Source organism: Arthrobacter sp. UYCu712 (genome assembly GCF_040547005.1).
Classification (GTDB): domain Bacteria; phylum Actinomycetota; class Actinomycetes; order Actinomycetales; family Micrococcaceae; genus Arthrobacter.
The window spans coordinates 122,275-138,635 of sequence record NZ_JBEPOZ010000004.1 but is presented as its reverse complement, the minus strand read 5'-3'; the positions used below and the strand labels follow the sequence as shown (position 1 = coordinate 138,635).

General features: G+C 66.7%; 14 protein-coding genes. 5 read left to right on the top strand and 9 right to left on the bottom strand.

Annotated elements, in window-relative coordinates; all coding sequences use genetic code 11:
* Positions 1-3 precede the first annotated feature (3 nt).
* The 5 genes from ABIB51_RS05965 to ABIB51_RS05945 all read right to left on the bottom strand — a co-directional run bounded on the left by ABIB51_RS05965 (position 4) and on the right by ABIB51_RS05945 (position 3,934).
* Positions 4-567, bottom strand: coding sequence for a dihydrofolate reductase family protein (locus ABIB51_RS05965; RefSeq protein WP_354186426.1), 564 nt, complete (start codon positions 565-567; stop codon positions 4-6).
* An 87-nt stretch (positions 568-654) separates the two neighbouring features.
* Entirely contained in the window at positions 655-876 is a 222-nt protein-coding gene (locus ABIB51_RS05960) for a hypothetical protein (RefSeq protein ID WP_354186424.1), read from the bottom strand.
* A complete protein-coding gene (locus ABIB51_RS05955; RefSeq protein ID WP_354186422.1) occupies positions 876-2,087 on the bottom strand; it encodes an inorganic phosphate transporter in 1,212 nt (403 codons plus the stop codon). Before ABIB51_RS05955 ends, ABIB51_RS05960 begins: the two co-directional genes overlap by 1 nt.
* Before the next feature lie 200 nt (positions 2,088-2,287).
* Positions 2,288-2,956 carry a hypothetical protein gene (locus ABIB51_RS05950; protein ID WP_354186420.1) on the bottom strand — a complete coding sequence of 223 codons (669 nt, stop codon included), beginning with the start codon at positions 2,954-2,956 and terminating at the stop codon, positions 2,288-2,290.
* 105 nt (positions 2,957-3,061) lie between these two features.
* Positions 3,062-3,934: a universal stress protein gene (locus tag ABIB51_RS05945; RefSeq protein ID WP_354186418.1), complete on the bottom strand. Its 873-nt coding sequence runs from the start codon at positions 3,932-3,934 to the stop codon at positions 3,062-3,064.
* A 312-nt stretch (positions 3,935-4,246) separates the two neighbouring features.
* Here ABIB51_RS05945 and ABIB51_RS05940 point away from each other — a divergent pair, with 312 nt between their 5' ends.
* Positions 4,247-5,983 (top strand): long-chain-fatty-acid--CoA ligase, encoded by a 1,737-nt coding sequence (locus ABIB51_RS05940; RefSeq protein ID WP_354186416.1) that lies wholly within the window; start codon positions 4,247-4,249, stop codon positions 5,981-5,983.
* Between the two features lie 62 nt (positions 5,984-6,045).
* Here ABIB51_RS05940 and ABIB51_RS05935 read toward each other — a convergent pair whose 3' ends face one another.
* Together ABIB51_RS05935 and ABIB51_RS05930 are read right to left on the bottom strand one after the other, a co-directional pair.
* Positions 6,046-6,618 carry a glycosyltransferase family 2 protein gene (locus ABIB51_RS05935; protein WP_354186414.1) on the bottom strand — a complete coding sequence of 191 codons (573 nt, stop codon included), beginning with the start codon at positions 6,616-6,618 and terminating at the stop codon, positions 6,046-6,048.
* 420 nt (positions 6,619-7,038) lie between these two features.
* Complete coding sequence (locus ABIB51_RS05930; RefSeq protein WP_354186412.1) at positions 7,039-8,031, bottom strand: polysaccharide biosynthesis protein; 993 nt, start codon at positions 8,029-8,031, stop codon at positions 7,039-7,041.
* 434 nt (positions 8,032-8,465) lie between these two features.
* On the opposite strand from ABIB51_RS05930, the gene ABIB51_RS05925 reads away from it, so the two are divergent.
* Entirely contained in the window at positions 8,466-10,823 is a 2,358-nt protein-coding gene (locus ABIB51_RS05925; RefSeq protein ID WP_354186687.1) for an FdhF/YdeP family oxidoreductase, read from the top strand.
* Positions 10,824-10,965: 142 nt separating this feature from the next.
* Here the strand turns inward: ABIB51_RS05925 and ABIB51_RS05920 are convergent, their stop codons facing one another.
* Together ABIB51_RS05920 and ABIB51_RS05915 are read right to left on the bottom strand one after the other, a co-directional pair.
* Positions 10,966-11,283, bottom strand: coding sequence for a DUF6457 domain-containing protein (locus tag ABIB51_RS05920; RefSeq protein ID WP_354186410.1), 318 nt, complete (start codon positions 11,281-11,283; stop codon positions 10,966-10,968).
* A gap of 140 nt (positions 11,284-11,423) precedes the next feature.
* The gene (locus tag ABIB51_RS05915) at positions 11,424-12,404 is read right to left on the bottom strand and encodes a LysR family transcriptional regulator (protein ID WP_354186408.1); all 981 of its coding nucleotides are present in this window, start codon (positions 12,402-12,404) and stop codon (positions 11,424-11,426) included.
* Between the two features lie 119 nt (positions 12,405-12,523).
* Between ABIB51_RS05915 and ABIB51_RS05910 the strand changes: the two genes are divergently transcribed.
* Genes ABIB51_RS05910 through ABIB51_RS05900 form a run of 3 tightly spaced genes read left to right on the top strand, consistent with a single transcriptional unit; the run spans position 12,524 to position 16,361 of the window.
* A complete protein-coding gene (locus ABIB51_RS05910) occupies positions 12,524-13,402 on the top strand; it encodes an FAD binding domain-containing protein (RefSeq protein WP_354186406.1) in 879 nt (292 codons plus the stop codon).
* A gap of 5 nt (positions 13,403-13,407) precedes the next feature.
* Positions 13,408-13,971: a (2Fe-2S)-binding protein gene (locus ABIB51_RS05905; protein ID WP_354186404.1), complete on the top strand. Its 564-nt coding sequence runs from the start codon at positions 13,408-13,410 to the stop codon at positions 13,969-13,971.
* The gene (locus ABIB51_RS05900; protein ID WP_354186402.1) at positions 13,968-16,361 is read left to right on the top strand and encodes an aerobic carbon-monoxide dehydrogenase large subunit; all 2,394 of its coding nucleotides are present in this window, start codon (positions 13,968-13,970) and stop codon (positions 16,359-16,361) included. The genes ABIB51_RS05905 and ABIB51_RS05900 overlap by 4 nt, the downstream gene beginning before the upstream one ends.

Below are 16,361 nucleotides of genomic sequence, written 5' to 3'. Positions count from 1 at the left end.
CTGTCAGGGCCGCCGGTCAGGGCCGCCCGCCCCGAAGCGGTAGCGCAGCTCCACGATTCCCCGTCCCATGGTGTTGGCGGAAATCAAATCCAGCGGAGGGGTCGGGCCGGCCATCGGAAGGACGGCCTTGCCGCTGCCGAGCACCACCGGGATGATCGAGATGATGAGTTCGTCCAGCGCCCCGGCGTCCGCGAACTGGGCGGCCAGCACACCGCCGCCCACGATCCAGACGTTCCGTCCGCCCGCCGACTCTTTGAGGTCCCCGACGAACTCCCCTACGGGGCCGCGGACGAAGGTGACGTCTTTGCCTGTGGGGGCTGCGAGCTCGTGGTGGGTGAACACCCAGCACGGCGTGGACGGGTATGGCCAGTTGCCGGGTTCGTGTTCCATCAGCCAGGCGTAGGTTTCGCCGCCCATCACGATGCAGCCGACGTCCGCCATGAACGCGTCGTAGCTTTCCTGGCCGCCCGTGAAGCCGTCGAACTGCAACAACCAGTCCAGGTTGTCATCGGCGGTGGCAATGAACCCGTCCAGGGACGAGGCGACGAAATACTGGAAGCTCGGCATGGCCCCAGCCTAGCCATTCGGGCGCGGGGTTCCCAGAGCCGGCGGACCCGGGTCGCGGCCGCCCGAAGAGGGCCGCCGTGCCGCTGGTTACTTGCTGAAGTAGGGAATGATCAGATACAGCCCGAAGATTACGGCGGCGCCGCTCAGGGCGAAACAGACGTAGGCGAGCGGCCGGATCCATACCGGCTTTTTTTCGCGGACGTCACCGGCTATGGCGGTGAGACGTACTCCCAGGGAGTACAGGACCACGAGGGTTACTGCTGCGATGAGCGTTGCGCCCGCAACCTGAACCAGTTCAAGCCACTTCATTACAGCCCGCCCTTCGGCTTGTCGTTTGCGCGACTGACGGCAATCGCCTTCTTCTTGCGGAAGCGGACAGCCTGGCCCGCTTCCTCGACCTCGACGGCGTTGTGGTGGCCCACATGGGATTTCCTCGAGTGCACGAACATGTACACCACGGCGGAGGTGCCTGCGACGGCGGCGATGACCACACCGACCACACCGGTCTTCACCAGCATGGCGGTGAGTGCCCCGACGATTCCGGCGGCCGGGAGGGTGAAGAGCCAGCCAAGGGCAATCTTCCCCGCTGTTCCCCAGCGGACGGAGGTGCCGCGGCGGCCCAGGCCCGATCCGATGACGGAGCCGGAGGCCACCTGCGTGGTGGAGAGGGCGAAGCCCAGATGCGAGGAGGCAAGGATGGCGGAGGCCGTGCTGCTTTCGGCCGCGAAGCCCTGGGCGGGCTTGACGTCGGTGAGCCCGGACCCCATGGTCCGGATGATCCGCCAGCCGCCGGCGTACGTGCCGACCGCGATGGCGAGTGCGCAGGCGGTGATGACCCAGAACTGCGGTCCGGAGCCGGCCTGCTGGGTGCCGGCGGAGATCAGGACAAGGGTGATGATGCCCATGGTCTTCTGTGCGTCGTTGGTGCCGTGGGCGAGGGCAACGAGGCTGGAGGTGAAGATCTGGCCGGTGCGGAAGCCGCCGCGCTTCTGGGTGAGCTTGCTGCCGGTTTCCGGGTCATGCCGGGAGGTCAGGGCGTACGCCAGCCTCGTGCACAGGTAGGCCACGCCGCCGGCGATGATCGGGGCAAAGATTGCGGGAAGAATGACCTTCTGCATCAGGCTCTCGAAGTTCACCGAGTGGATGCCGATACCTGCAATGGCGGCGCCGATCAGGCCACCGAAGAGCGCGTGCGAGGAACTCGACGGCAGGCCCTTGAGCCAAGTGACCATGTTCCAGAGGATGGCGCCCATCAGGCCCGCGAAGATGATCTCCGGAGTGATCTGGATGCCGTCCGAGCCTTCCTTGATGATGCCGCCGGACACGGTCTTGGCCACTTCGGTGGAAAGGAATGCGCCCACCAGGTTCAACACCGCCGCGAGGGCGACTGCCGTTTTGGGTTTGATGGCACCGGTTGCGATGGGCGTGGCCATCGCATTGGCGGTGTCATGAAATCCGTTGGTGAAGTCGAAGAAAAGCGCCAGCGTTATTACCAGCGCCACCATTACGGTGATTTCCACCTGTTGCCCAATCTGCAGAGTCCTCGGTCAGCAGCTTCATGTCCAGTTGCCCCGCGACGTTCTTCCAGGCTTGACCGGGAAGAAACGCGGCGTAGGGCAAAAGCATCCTGAAACCCTATAGATCGTACGTGGGAATGGCAGCAGGGCAAAACAAGCGCCGGAGATGCAGAACGCCCTGCGCCCCGTCGGAGTCCGGCCGGCTAGGGCCTCGGCCCGGCGTCGAGCATCCCAGCAAACTTTTCCTCCAGTGCCGCCAGGGTGGCATCGGGCAGCACGATCAAACCGTCCAGTTGCCGGCGTGCACGTCTGTATGCAATCTGCCTCTCGGCGGGCGTGGCGGCGTCGTCAGAGGCGATCCGCAGCAGCTTCCGGGCCGTCGCCAGCCTCTCGCGTTCGGGGCCGCTGAAGTTGCTGTCCTTGACCCGCCGGGCCTCGCGTTCCGCCACGTCGAAGGCCAGTTCGAAGCTGCGCACGGACGCGCGGAACTCCCCCAGCCGGGCCGCCGTCGTGATGTCCGCCGGCGCGGCCGGCCGCAGCCCGTCCGCCTCCCGTTTGGCCCGCAGGAACGCCACGGTGAGCGGCTCGCGGACATCCGTCATCATGGGAAAGTCTATGAGTTTTCCCACATCCAGCTCGTAGTCCAGCCAGCGCCGGTTCACCGCATCATGGGCTGACATCAGCGCCTGGACTTCCGTCTGGCTGGCCTGTTCCGCCTGCACCGCCCGGTTGCGCAGCTGGTACAGCTCCACCTTGCGGCGGTGCCGGCGTTCGCTGGCTTTGGACCAGGAACGCGCCCAGCCGCCCATGAGCCCGCTCAGCGGGAAGATGAGCCACCAGAAGTGACCGACAAACTCGAAAAAGGGCTCCACGGAAATATCCTCCCATCCGTCGGGAACAGCGGAAAGCCCCCAGGGCGGAGGAGGAGGCTTTCCTGTGGCCGGACCGTTCCGTGGGCCCGGATTCCGCGCCCTGCGTCAGTCCTCGTGCTTGACCTTGTGTACCGCGGTGACAACGGTGGGGCACGGCACGTTCTGCAGGACCGCGTGGGCGGTGGAGCCGAGCACCAGTCGGGAGAAGCCGCCGCGCCCGCGGCTGCCAATGACCAGCAGGCGCGCTCCGGCGGCGTGGTCGACCAGGGCCTTCGCCGGCTCCGTGTTCGGTTCGAGGCGCCGGTGGATCACAAGGTCCGGGTACTTGTCGCGCAGTCCCGCCACTGACTCGGCGAGGACAATGCTGTTCTCCTCGAGAATGGTCTCCGCCAGGCCGCTGGAAGGGAGCTGCCGTTCCAGCCAGCGGACAGGGGTCCGGAACGCGAGCACCACAGTCAGCTCGTCATTGCCCCGGTCGGCCTCGGCCGCAGCGAACCGGACAGCCTGGGTGGCCTCCTCGGAGCCGTCGACGCCGACGACGACGCCCTGGCCGCCTGCTCCCTTCTTGAGCGGGATGACGGCAACCGGGCTGTCGGAGGCGGAGACGATCTGCAGGGCACGGTCCGTCAGGGGACCACCGTCCATCCAGTGCTTGTCATGCTCGCCCACCACCACCATGGAGGCGTCTTTGGATACCTCCCGCAGTGCCGAGCCGACGCTGCCATGGCGGAGCTGGATCTCCGTGTGAATGCCGGGGGCCAGGGTGCCGGCGCTGGCCTGCGCCTTTTGCAGCAGTTCCATCCCTGATTCCCGAATGAGCTCGTGGTACTGGAAATCCGGGGACATCCAGCGGTCGTCCACGGTGTGGATGGCCAGTACCGGGAGCTTGTGCCGGGCCGCCCGCTGAACAGCCCACGCCAGTGCGGCTTCGCTTCCGGCAGACCCGTTGATCCCGACGACGATTGGCTTGTCCATCATGATCCTGCTCTTCTCCGTGCCGTGATTGCCGCCGCACCGCATGGCAGACGGCAGCACCCGGCAGTCCGCTGATATCTGAGTGTGCGCCAGCTGCAAATGCGGGGTTAGGGCCATAAGCCCTGCAATAGGCGCCGGTGCGACGCCGGCGCCAAACGCCTCGCCGATGCGTGCGCCCGGCGGCTGGAAGCCGGTGGGCGCGGTCTCGAATTGGGCATCCCGGGGCGGCCCCGGCCGCGACACCGGTAGGATTTTTTGGGCAGGCCTAACGGCTCGCGGACCGTACCCGGCGCATTTCAGTGGCAAGGACAGACGATGAAGAAGAAATCCAAACCGCCGGCGTTCAGTCCGGACCGGCCCTGGACGGAGCACTACGGGCCGGGGGTCCCGGCGGACCTCAAACTTCCCGCAGGCTCCCTCGTGGACCTCATGGATTCCTCTGTCCGGCGCTACGGATCCAAGACGGCACTGGAGTTCTTCGGGGCGTCCATGAGCTACAAGGAGTTGGGAACGCTGATCAGCCAGGCCGCCGCCGGCCTCAAGAAACGCGGCGTCAAGGCAGGCGACCGGGTGGCCCTCGTCCTGCCGAACTGCCCGCAGCACATCATCGCCTTCCATGCCGTGCTGCGGCTGGGCGCGATCGTCGTCGAACACAATCCCCTGTACACGGACCGGGAGCTGCGCCACCAGTTCGAAGACCACGGCGCCACGGTGGCCATCGTCTGGGACAAGGCGGTGCAGCGGGTGAGCCGGATGCCGGCCGACGTCGGGCTCCGGATTATCATCTCGGTTGAACTGATCCCGGCGATGCCGCTGTTGCAGCGGTTGGCCCTGCGGCTCCCGGTGCCCGCGGCACGGAAGGCCCGCGCAGCCCTGGCCGCCGGGAAGGACAGTTCCGCGGACAAGCGGGGCGCCATCCCGGTCCTGCCCTGGCGGGACCTCCTTGGGGCCGGCGAGTTGAAAAAGAAGCATCCACGTCCCGCGCCCCAGGACCTGGCGGTCCTCCAGTACACGAGCGGCACCACGGGCCTGCCCAAGGGGGCCATGCTGACTCACGCCAATCTGCAGGCCAACGCAGCCCAGGGCCGGGCCTGGGTGCCGGGACTGCGGGACGGCCAGGAGACCGTGTACGCGGTGCTGCCCATGTTCCACGCCTACGGGCTGACACTCTGCATGACGTTTGCGCTGAGCATCGGCGCAAAACTGGTGTTGTTCCCGAAGTTCGACGTCGGACTGGTGCTGAAGGCGCTCAGGAAATCGCCGGCGACCTTCCTGCCGGCGGTCCCGCCGATCTATGACCGCATCGCCGCGGCGGCGGCGGAACGCGGCATCCGGCTGGACAGCATCCGTTTCTCCATTTCCGGGGCCATGAATCTCCCGACGGCGACGGTAGAGACCTGGGAAAAGGCCACCGGCGGCTATCTGATCGAGGGCTACGGCCTGACAGAGACCTCCCCCATTGCGCTGGGCAACCCCTTCGGTCCCAGCCGGAAGCCGGGCACCGTGGGGGTGCCGTTCCCGCTGACCGATATCCGCGTGGTGGATCCGAAGAACGTCGCGATCGACCGTGCCCCGGGCGAGGAGGGCGAACTGCTCATCCGAGGGCCCCAGGTGTTCGCCGGCTACTGGAACCGGCCCGAAGAAACCGAGGACGCGCTGTTGGAGGGCGGCTGGTTCCGCACGGGCGACATCGTCTCCGTAGATAAGGACTACTTCGTGACCATCCGGGACCGGATCAAAGAACTGATCATCACGGGAGGGTTCAATGTCTCGCCCAGTGAGGTCGAAGATGTCCTTGCCGAATTCCCGGGGCTCGCGGACGTTTCCGTGGTCGGGCTGCCACGGCCCGGCGGCGGCGAAGACGTGGTGGCCGCCGTCGTCCCGGTTCCGGGCAGCACACTCGATCCGGAAGCCCTGCTGGCCTTCGCGCGGCAGCACCTGGCGGCGTACAAGGTGCCGCGGCGCGTCGTGGTGCTCGACGAACTGCCCCGCTCGCTGATCGGGAAGGTCCTGCGCCGGGAAATCCGGGACACGCTGGTGGCCGGCCGGTAGCGTTCATCCGGCCGGCCGTATTCCTTTCGACACTGTACCCACGACCCTGCGCGCAGCCGGACTCAGGCCTCAGCCGGTGCCGTCATCCGTGACTGGCCGGCCGCTGCCGGACCGTACCGCGGGCGGCGGAAACGGATCAGGCCGAAGTTCTTTTCCGGGATGGACATCGCGAAATACCATCCGGCCCCGAGCGGCAGCAGAATAAGGCTCGTGACCAGCGGGTAGAACGGCAGCCGCAGCAGCCACCTGTTGCGGTGCTTCCAATGAACGGCATACACCATGCCGAAGTACATCACCCCGGCCGCGAGCAGAGACCATCCGGGTTGCAGGATCGCAGCCCACCGCAGGAAGAAGAAGGCGAAGAGGAAGACGGTGCCATAGATCCAAAAGTACGGGTGCCACCGTCCGAACCGGATATTCACAACGTACAACCGGAATTCGCCGCCGGCCCAGGCGAGTCGTTGCCGCCACCATGAGGAAAAGGTGGACGGCACCGTCATCCGGTACCCGAGGCGCAGAAGGTAGCGCAGGCCCATCGCCAACCGGTACTCATGGCGCTGCAGCTGAACCAGTCCCCCTCCGGCGCTCTGCGGGACCAACTCGATCGAGGCGGTGTTATCCCCTCGCTGCGACAATTCGTTGACCAGTCCCCGAGGGGTCTGACAGAGGTCGTATCGGCATCCAGCCACACCACGTAATCCGCGGCCACTATCTGTTCCAGGGCGTCCCGAATGATGCGGTCACGGACGGTCCCGCCGGTCCGCCGTCGACCTTTCGGCGGAGGCGCCGAATAGTCGCTGACGAATATCCTGAAGCCGTGCGCGGCCGCGATGCCCTTGAGTGCGCTGTGGAACTGAGCGGTCTCACCGGAGGTGGTGCAAAAGATTACCCGCCGGCCATACTGGCGGAGGTAGTCCAAATTGGTGAGGGAGCGGGTGTCGCCATAGATCGGTACCAGCACTTCGAACTGCGCGTTCGTGCCCGCGACACCGGTCCCTCCGGGCGTACCGGGCCGGATGTTGCGGAAGCGGCTGCTGCGCGCGGCCGCCAGCGCGTCAATTGAGACTGCCAGCGCCGGCAGCAACAGGAAGGCCAGGAAAACTCCGGTCCAGTCCATCGTTCACCTTTCGGTCGGTATTGACGTTGGTATTGAATTCAAGGGCTGCCCGGACCAGATCCGGGTGGGCGCCGTGCGCCACGAGCCGGCGGAGCGTGTCCAGCGTCTCCTCAATCGGGTAGCGGCCGACTTCGGCTTTGCGGATCCGCGGATGGGCGGATGGGCGGATGGGATTGTACGTTTCCCGGAGATCGAAAAGCTCTTCACTCAACTTCTCGCCCGGACGGAGTCCCGTGTACTCAATCACCGGCGGCCGGCACTCGGTCAGTTCGACGTATCGGCGGACGAGAGCCTCGATCCGTACGGGCGCGCCCATGTCCAGAACGTACGTTTCGCCTTGCTCCGCGAGGCATGCCGCTTCAATGACGAGGCCCGCGGCCTCCGGGATGGTCATGAAATAGCGGGAATCGTCCGAGTGCGTAATGCGGATCTTGTCGCCGTTCTCGATCTGCGTGATCAGCGTCGGAAGGAACGACCCGCGGCTGCCGAGCACATTGCCGAAACGGACGCTGGCCACTTTCGTCGCGGTGGTCCGCGCATATTTGTCCGCCACGTGTTCGGCCAGCCGCTTGGACCAGCCCAGGGCGGAGATCGGGTTTGCCGCCTTGTCCGTGCTGATGTTGACCACCCGGTCCACGCCTGCGGCTATCGCCGCCCGCATGACCGACTCAGTTCCGAAGACGTTCGTTTTGACCGCCGCTTCGGGCGCCCGTTCCAGGAGCGGCAGGTGTTTGTGCGCCGCCGCATGGAACACGATGTCCGGCCGCACGTCCATCATGATGCGGCGCATCAACTGCTCATCCCTGACATCGGCCAGGCGGTAGGAATCGTTGTCCAGCAACGCCACACCCTCCTCGCTCATCTGGAGGTTGTAGAGAGCAAATTCGTCGTTGTCTACGTAGTAGGCCTTCCTGGCCCCGAGGAACCGCATCTGCCGACAGCCCGCCTGTTCAGAGGGGCTGACCCAGAAAGATGCAGCGGAACCGGAGGGGAGAATCCCACGGTCCACGCTGCAGTGTTTTGTGTTGCGAGACCTTCTGCGTCTCAGTCCACAGGGCCGGGGACCGCTCCACACGGGTAGCGGCTACGCGGGGTTCTACCGGCTTTTCCGGCCGGGTACCTGCCGCGCATCGTTGCCGTACCTGCTTCATCCGGCCGGGCCGCGTCCGGGAACGCGGTCCGGACACCCTGAGGTACCGCAGGGGCGTCTGGCGCCGGGCGGCAGTGACACTGGCCGCTGCCGCAGTATTCCTTGCGGCACTCCGTACCAGCTGGTAGGCCTATAGGAGACCGGAATGTAGGGTGCGTAGTGGCAGATGAGCGCACCATCCCACACCCATGGTGTTTGCAGAAGGGAAGTTCGACGTGACCCGCAAGAATCCTCCTGTCGAGGAAACCGATGAAAGTGACCTCCAGGTTGGAGACGGCCCGAAGGACTGGGCCGCCGGCATTCCGGGCGTCCTGCATTCGATGAAACCCGCGATCCAACAGATGGGCTTGAACCGCACGCGCAAGACCGTGCTGGCAATGAACCAGAAGGACGGCTTCGACTGTCCCAGCTGCGCCTGGCCGGACCCGCATCACCGCAAGGCCTTCGAATTCTGTGAGAACGGGGCGAAGGCGGTCACTTGGGAGGCGACCCCGGTGCTCGTCCCCGCGGGCTTCTGGGCGGAGCATCCGGTGAGTGAACTGCGCGGCCGCTCCGAATACTGGCTGGGCATGCAGGGCCGGCTGACCGAACCCGTCTACAAGCCCGCCGGCGAGGACCACTACAAGCCGGTCAGCTGGGACGAGGCAATCAGGATCATCGCGGACAAGCTCCACAGCCTGGACTCCCCCGACGAAGCAGCCTTCTACACGAGCGGGCGGACCTCGAACGAGGCCGCGTTCCTGTATCAGTTGCTCGTCCGCGGCTACGGCACCAACAACCTGCCGGACTGCTCCAATATGTGCCACGAGTCCTCGGGCTGGGCCATGGGCCAGACCATCGGCATCGGGAAGGCCACCGTCTCCTTTGACGACTACGCCAAAGCGGACCTCATCATCGTCATGGGCCAGAACCCCGGCACCAACCACCCGCGTATGCTCACCGAGCTCGAGGCGTGCAAGGAAAATGGCGGCGAGATCGTCGCCGTCAATCCCCTGCCGGAGGCCGGTTTGCGCCGGTACAAGAACCCGCAGAAGGTCAAGGGCATCGTCGGCCGCGGGACCGAAATTGCGGACCAGTTCCTGCACATCCGGATCGGCGGGGACATGGCCCTGCTGCAGGCGCTGTCCAAGCGCGTGCTCGACGCCGAAGACCGGAACCCGGGGACCGTGCTGGACCAGGCGTTCCTGACCGAACACTGCGAGGGCCTGGCCGAACTCAAGGAGCACCTCAGCCGGCTGGACGAGCAGGCCGTGCTGGAAGCGACAGGGCTCCGCATCGAGGAAATCGATGAGCTGGCCGCCCGCTACCTGAAGGCCGAGAAGGTCATCATCACCTGGGCCATGGGCATCACGCAGCAGAAAAAGGGCGTGGCGACCATCAAAGAGATCATCAACCTGCTTCTGCTGCGCGGCAATATGGGCAAGCCCGGAGCGGGCGCCTCCCCCATCCGCGGACACAGCAATGTCCAGGGCGACCGCACCATGGGCATCTGGGAGCAGATGCCGCAGTCCTTCATGGACGCCCTCGCCGAGGAATTCGGCTTCGAGCCGCCGCGTGAACACGGTGTGGACGCGGTAGAGACCATCAACCAGATGGGCGACGGCGGGATCAAGGTCTTCGTCGCGCTCGGCGGCAATTTCGTCGGCGCCATCTCCGACACCAATGCCGCGGAGTCGGCCATGCAGAACACCGAGCTGTCGGTCCAGATCTCCACCAAACTCAACCGGTCCCATGCGGTGACTGGTGCGGCAGCCCTGATCCTGCCGACAATGGGCCGCACCGAGATCGACATCCAGGAATCCGGGCCGCAGTTTGTGTCGGTCGAGGACACTGTCTGCGCGGTACACGCCTCCCACGGCAGCGTTGAACCGGTCTCGCACCAGCTCCTGTCCGAGCCCGCCATCGTCAGCCGCCTCGGCAAGGCCGTTGTCGGCAACAGGATCAAGGCCGACTGGGACGGCTTCGAAAAGAACTACGACCTCATCCGGGGCCATATCTCCCGGGTCGTGGGCGGCTGCGAGGACTACAACGAACGGATCCGGCAAGACGGCGGCTTTGTTCTGGCGAACGGGCCGCGGGATTCCCGGACGTTCCCGACGCCGACCGGCAAGGCCGTGCTGACAGTCAACGAGCTCGAGCACGTGGAAAAGCCGGAAGGCACGCTGATTCTGCAGAGCATGCGCTCCCACGACCAGTTCAACACCACCATCTACGGCCACAACGACCGCTACCGGGGCATCAAGAAGGGCCGCCACGTGGTCTTCGTCAACCCGGAAGACATCGCCGAACTGGGCCTGGCGGACGGGCTGTTCGTGGACATCCATGGCGAATACAAGGACGGCATGGAACGGGTGCTCCGCAAGTTCCGGGTGGTGTCCTACCCGACCGCCCGGGGCTGCGCGGCCGCCTACTACCCCGAGGCCAACGTGCTGGTGCCGCTGAACCATACTGCGGAAGGCAGCAACACTCCGGTCTCTAAGGCAGTGATTGTCCGGCTCGAACCCAGCCTGGACCAGAGGCCCGACGGTGCAGCGAGCGCGGGCGCGGGAGCGGTGGCCCCGGCGTCGCGCTGACCCCCCGGGGCCGGCTGACACTCCACGGGACATGCCCAGCCCTGGCCGCAAACACTGGACATAATGCCAACATGCCCACCCCTAGAAGCGAAGGGTGGGCATGTCCCCCGCTGGTGCCCTGAACCCGGAAAGCTGAAAGCCGCTATTGCGCCCTCTTGGCCCAGCCCTCTTCGTCCGGGCCGCCGGACTCGCCGTGCTCGCACAGTTCGAGGACCTTGTTCGAAGCCGCGTGGACAGCCTCCTGCGTGCTCTTCCGGCCGTTGGTGGACGCGGTGCCCGCTGCGTATCCGACGATGAACGCGCTGATGGCGTCCGCATGCGGTCCGACGGCCTTCGCCGATTCGTCTGCGACCTGGGCGATCTTCTCGTGGTCGACTTCCAGATCCAGGATCTGCAGTGCCTGAATCAGGCGGGCGCTCCAGTGCCGCAGCGAGCTGTCTTCATCCCGGGACAGGGTCATCGGTACTCCTCTTCGTAAGGTGCGTGGGCTGATCATCTACCCCTCAAGGGGTAGCACCGACTACTGCCGTGTGCAACGCGACACAGCGGCCCGGTCCACCGTTTCCGTGCCTGTTCCGCCCGGTCCACCGTTTCCGCGCCTCAACTCCACAAGGCGACGTGGAATTTCGGCCCCCGGCGCTCCAGTCCGCGCGAGCCGCCCGGGGCGACCATCGCGGCGGTCGCATCCGCCGTGCTGACAAAGCGCTGCAATGTCTGCGCCATCGTTGTGGTCCGCCGGTGGTCGAGCGTACTGGCCCACCAGAGGCCTGGGACCGGGGTCCCGACGACGGGAAGGCGGACCAGGGTGCCGGCCTGGATTTCGGCGCGGACGATGTGGCCGAGCGCCAGCATGATGCCCTCCCCCGCCCTCACGGCCGCCAGGGCGTCCGTCTCGCTGCTCAGCCGGATGATCTCCGGCATCACGCCCACGGAGGACAGCCAGCGCCCCTCCTCGGTGGTTTCCTGGATGCCGGCCGGACCGGCAAACCAGGGCCGGCCCAGCAGCTGCGCCGGGGAGACCGGCCCGTGCAGCTGCCCCAGCGGGTGGCCCGGCGCTGCGACGACGGCGCGCTGGTAGCGCAGGAACGGGACAGCTTCGATGCGGAGTCCGGTCACGGCGGTCCGGGACGGCGCCGTCGGCCGGGCGCCCAGGGCGATGTCGTAGGCGCGCTCCTGCAGGAGCGAGCCGAGCTCCTCCGCGGACTCCACCACGACGTCCACCGCGGCGCCGGGGACCCGCTTCGTGAAAAGGTCCAACAGCCGGCCCGCGGCATGTTCGGCGAAGGGGGCGGTGGCGACGATCTTGAGCTGGCCGGCGTCGTTCTTGGCGTTGGAGACCTCCCAGCGGGCCTGGTCCGCAAGCCCGACGATGTCCTGGGCGTAGTCTGCCAGGGCCCTGCCTCCCGGCGTCAAGGCAATCCCTCCGCCGGCGCGGACGAACAACGGGTCCCCGAGGTCCTGCCGGAGCGCGGCCAGGGCCGAGGAAACGGCCGGCTCGCTCACGCCGAGGTCCTCCGCGGCAGCGTGGAGGGAGCCCAGCCTGGCGACCAGGGCGAATGTCCGGAGCTGTCCCAACGTCATCGACACTGCTTCATAACCTTTCACTTATGACGATATTGACACTCCGTATCAGGCGGGGCAACACTTTCCTCAGTCCGTGCTGAGCAGCGTTGCCAGCCCCCGGGAATGAGGTAGCGACAATGCAGATTCCGGCTCCATTCGACTATGTTCGGGCTACTTCGGTGGACCATGCGCTTGAACTCCTCGCCCACCACGGGCCCGAGTCACGGGTGGTCGCCGGGGGCCACAGCCTCCTGCCGATGATGAAGCTCCGACTGTCCCGGCCGGAGTGGCTGATCGACATCAACGACCTCTACGAGCTCGACTTCATCCTGCGCGACGGTGACACGCTCCGGGTCGGGGCCCTGACCCGCCACACCACACTGCTGGAGTCCGACGAGATCGCCGGGATCTTTCCGATCGTCCGCGACGCCGAATCCGTCATTGCGGATCCGGTGGTGCGCAACCGCGGCACCATCGGCGGCTCGCTCTGCCAGGCCGACCCGGCCGAGGACTTGTCCACCGTGTGCGACGTCCTGGGCGCCGAAGCGGTCATCCGCGGTCCGGCCGGCGAGCGCAGCGTGTCGATGGCCGACTTCCACCGCGGCCCGTACGGGACGGCGGTGGGCCAGGACGAGCTGCTGTGCGAGCTCCGCTTCCGCATCCGCCCCCGGTCAGGCAGCGCCTACGAGAAAGTTGAACGCCGGGTGGGAGACTGGGCCGTCGGGGCCGCCGGAGCCTCAGTCACGCTCGCGGCGGACGGCACCATCGCCGACGCCGCCGTCGGACTCACCGCTCTCGGGCTGGACCACATCGTCGCTGCGGCTTCCGCGGCCCTGCGCGGCCAGCGCCCCTCGGAGGAGCTGTTCGTCGAGGCCGGACGGCTTGCGGCGGCTGCCTCCGATCCGGTCGATGACCAGCGCGGCCCGGTCGACTACAAACGGCATCTCGCCGACGAACTCACTCGGCGCGTACTGCGGCTTGCCTGCACCCGTGCCGCCCAGACCCAGGAAGGCTGAAGCGGATGCAGATCAGCATGACGGTGAACGGCAACGAAGTCACTAGCGACATTGAACCCCGGGTGCTCCTCGTGCACTACATCCGTGAGGTCCTCGGCCTGACCGGCACCCACTGGGGCTGCGACACCAGCAACTGCGGGACGTGCGTGGTTCTGATGGACGGGCAGCCGGTGAAATCCTGCACCGTCCTGGCCGCCATGGCGGCCGGGCACGATATCCGCACCGTCGAGGGGCTCTCCAGCGGCGCGACCCTGGATCCCGTCCAGCAGGGGTTCATGGAGGAGCACGGGCTGCAATGCGGGTTCTGCACGCCCGGCATGATGCTCACCGCCCGCGCCCTGCTGGACAAGAACCCGCACCCGGACGACACCGAGATCCGGCGGGCCATTTCGGGCCAGATCTGCCGGTGCACCGGCTACGCCACCATCGTGCGCTCCGTGCAGTGGGCCGCGGCCCACCCGGCCGGCGGGGACGCGGACGCCGCCACCGCCGATGAAGTTCTCGACGGTACGGACACGGCGGTCCCGGACATTGCCACGGATCTAGAGGACACAGAGGTGAAGGCATGACCGTCATCCACGAGCGGCCCGGCAACCCGGCAGCCGGCGATGAGGACCGCCCCATCGGCTATGGCCGCATCCAGCGCAAGGAAGACCCCCGCTTCGTCCGAGGCAAGGGCCGCTACCTGGATGACATCGTCCTGCCGGGCATGCTGCACGGCGCCATCCTGCGGGCCCCCGTGGCGCACGCGCGGCTGGTGTCCATCGACACCACCAACGCCCTCGCGCATCCGAAGGTCCTGGCAGTCATCACCGGCAAGGACCTGCTCGGCCTCAAGCTGGCCTGGGCCCCCACCCTCTCCGCCGACGTCCAGGCCGTGTTGGTGACCGACAAGGTCCGCTTCCAGGGCCAGGAAGTCGCGTTCGTCGTGGCCGAGGACCGCTACGCCGCGCGCGATGCGCTGGAACTCATCGAGGTCGACTACGACGTCCTCCCGCCCGTGATTGACGCCCGCAAGGCCCTGGATCCGGACGCACCCGTGATCCGGGACGACATCGAGGGCCGGACGGACAACCGCATCTTCGACTGGAACATGGGCGACAAGGCTGAAACCGAGGCCGTCTTCGCCTCCGCCGACGTCGTTGTCTCCCAGGAGGTCGTGTACCCGCGGGTGCACCCCGCGCCGATGGAAACCTGCGGCGCCGTCGCGGACTTCGACGCCGTCAGCGGCAAGCTGACCCTCTACGAGACCACCCAGGCCCCGCACGCCCACCGCACCCTGTTCGCGATCGTCGCCGGTATCCCGGAGCACAAGATCCGGATCGTCTCCCCCGACATCGGCGGCGGCTTCGGCAACAAGGTCGGGATCTATCCGGGCTACATCCTCGCCGTGGTCGGCTCGATTGTGACGGGGCGGCCGGTGAAGTGGGTGGAGGACCGTTCGGAGAACCTGATGTCCACGTCCTTCGCCCGCGACTACATCATGCAGGGCGAGATCGCGGCCACCAGGGACGGGAAGATCCTCGCGTTGCGGACCAATGTGCTCGCGGATCACGGCGCGTTCAACGCCACCGCGCAACCCTCCAAGAACCCGGCCGGTTTCTTCTCCATCTTCACCGGCAGCTACGACCTCCAGGCCGCCTACTGCAGTGTCACCGGCGTCTACACAAACAAGGCGCCGGGCGGCGTCGCCTACGCGTGTTCGTTCCGGGTCACGGAGGCGGTCTACCTGGTCGAACGGATGGTGGATGTCCTGGCCCGCAAGCTGGAGATGGATCCGGCTGAACTGCGGCTAAAGAATTTCATCAAGCCTGAACAGTTCCCGTATGCCAACAAGACCGGCTGGGTCTATGACTCCGGAAACTACGAACCCGCCATGCGGCTGTCCATGCAGATGGCCGGCTACGAGGACCTCCGGCGGGAACAGGCGGAGAAACGCGAGCGCGGCGAGCTGATGGGGATCGGAGTCTCCTTCTTCACGGAAACGGTGGGCGCCGGGCCCCGCAAGCACTTCGACATCGTGGGCCTCGGCATGGCGGACGGCGCGGAGCTGCGCGTCCACCCCACCGGCAAGGCCGTGGTCCGGATCTCGGTGCAGAGCCAGGGGCAGGGTCACGAGACGACGTTCGCGCAGATCGTCGCCGAGGAACTCGGCATCCCGCCGGAAGACATCGATGTGGTCCACGGCGACACGGACCAGACACCGTTCGGGCTGGGCACCTACGGCAGCCGCTCGACGCCGGTCAGTGGCGGCGCCGTCGCCCTCGTGGCCCGGAAGGTGCGCGAGAAGGCGAAGCTCATCGCGGCCGCCATGCTGGAGACACGGGCCGACGACCTCGAATGGGAGAAGGGGCGCTGGTTCGTGAAGGGAGATCCCAGCGCGGGGAAGACCATCGCCGAAATTGCCATGGGCGCGCACGGCACCGTGGCCTTGCCGGAGGGGGTGGACGGCAACCTCGATGCCGAGGTCACGTACGATCCCCCGAACCTGACGTTCCCCTTTGGCGCCTACATCTGCGTCGTCGACGTCGATCCCGGCACCGGACACGTCAAGGTGCGCCGCTTCATCGCGGTGGACGACTGCGGCACCCGGATCAACCCGATGATCATCGAGGGCCAGGTGCACGGCGGCCTGACCGACGGCGTCGGAATGGCCCTGATGGAAATCATCGAGTTCGACGCCGACGGCAACTGCCTGGGCGGGTCCTTCATGGACTACCTGATCCCCACCGCGATGGAGGTGCCGGACTGGGAAACCGGCTTCACCGTCACGCCGTCGCCGCACCACCCCATCGGCGCGAAAGGCATCGGCGAGTCCGCCACGGTCGGCTCACCGCCGGCGATCGTTAACGCCATCGTCGATGCCCTGGCACCCTATGGCGTGGTCCACATGGACATGCCGTGCACCCCGGCCCGGGTCTGGGCCGCCATGCAGGGCCGGGCAAGGCCGCCGATCTGA

What these genes read in the sequence shown, in the direction of transcription:
- ABIB51_RS05965 (WP_354186426.1), bottom strand. Translation starts at nt 567, where the DNA reads ATGCCGAGCTTCCAGTATTTCGTCGCCTCGTCCCTGGACGGGTTCATT.
- ABIB51_RS05930 (WP_354186412.1), bottom strand. Translation starts at nt 8,031, where the DNA reads ATGCGGTTCCTCGGGGCCAGGAAGGCCTACTACGTAGACAACGACGAA.
- ABIB51_RS05900 (WP_354186402.1), top strand. Translation starts at nt 13,968, where the DNA reads ATGACCGTCATCCACGAGCGGCCCGGCAACCCGGCAGCCGGCGATGAG.
- ABIB51_RS05920 (WP_354186410.1), bottom strand. Translation starts at nt 11,283, where the DNA reads ATGACCCTGTCCCGGGATGAAGACAGCTCGCTGCGGCACTGGAGCGCC.
- ABIB51_RS05915 (WP_354186408.1), bottom strand. Translation starts at nt 12,404, where the DNA reads ATGACGTTGGGACAGCTCCGGACATTCGCCCTGGTCGCCAGGCTGGGC.
- ABIB51_RS05960 (WP_354186424.1), bottom strand. Translation starts at nt 876, where the DNA reads ATGAAGTGGCTTGAACTGGTTCAGGTTGCGGGCGCAACGCTCATCGCA.
- ABIB51_RS05905 (WP_354186404.1), top strand. Translation starts at nt 13,408, where the DNA reads ATGCAGATCAGCATGACGGTGAACGGCAACGAAGTCACTAGCGACATT.
- ABIB51_RS05940 (WP_354186416.1), top strand. Translation starts at nt 4,247, where the DNA reads ATGAAGAAGAAATCCAAACCGCCGGCGTTCAGTCCGGACCGGCCCTGG.
- ABIB51_RS05910 (WP_354186406.1), top strand. Translation starts at nt 12,524, where the DNA reads ATGCAGATTCCGGCTCCATTCGACTATGTTCGGGCTACTTCGGTGGAC.
- ABIB51_RS05945 (WP_354186418.1), bottom strand. Translation starts at nt 3,934, where the DNA reads ATGATGGACAAGCCAATCGTCGTCGGGATCAACGGGTCTGCCGGAAGC.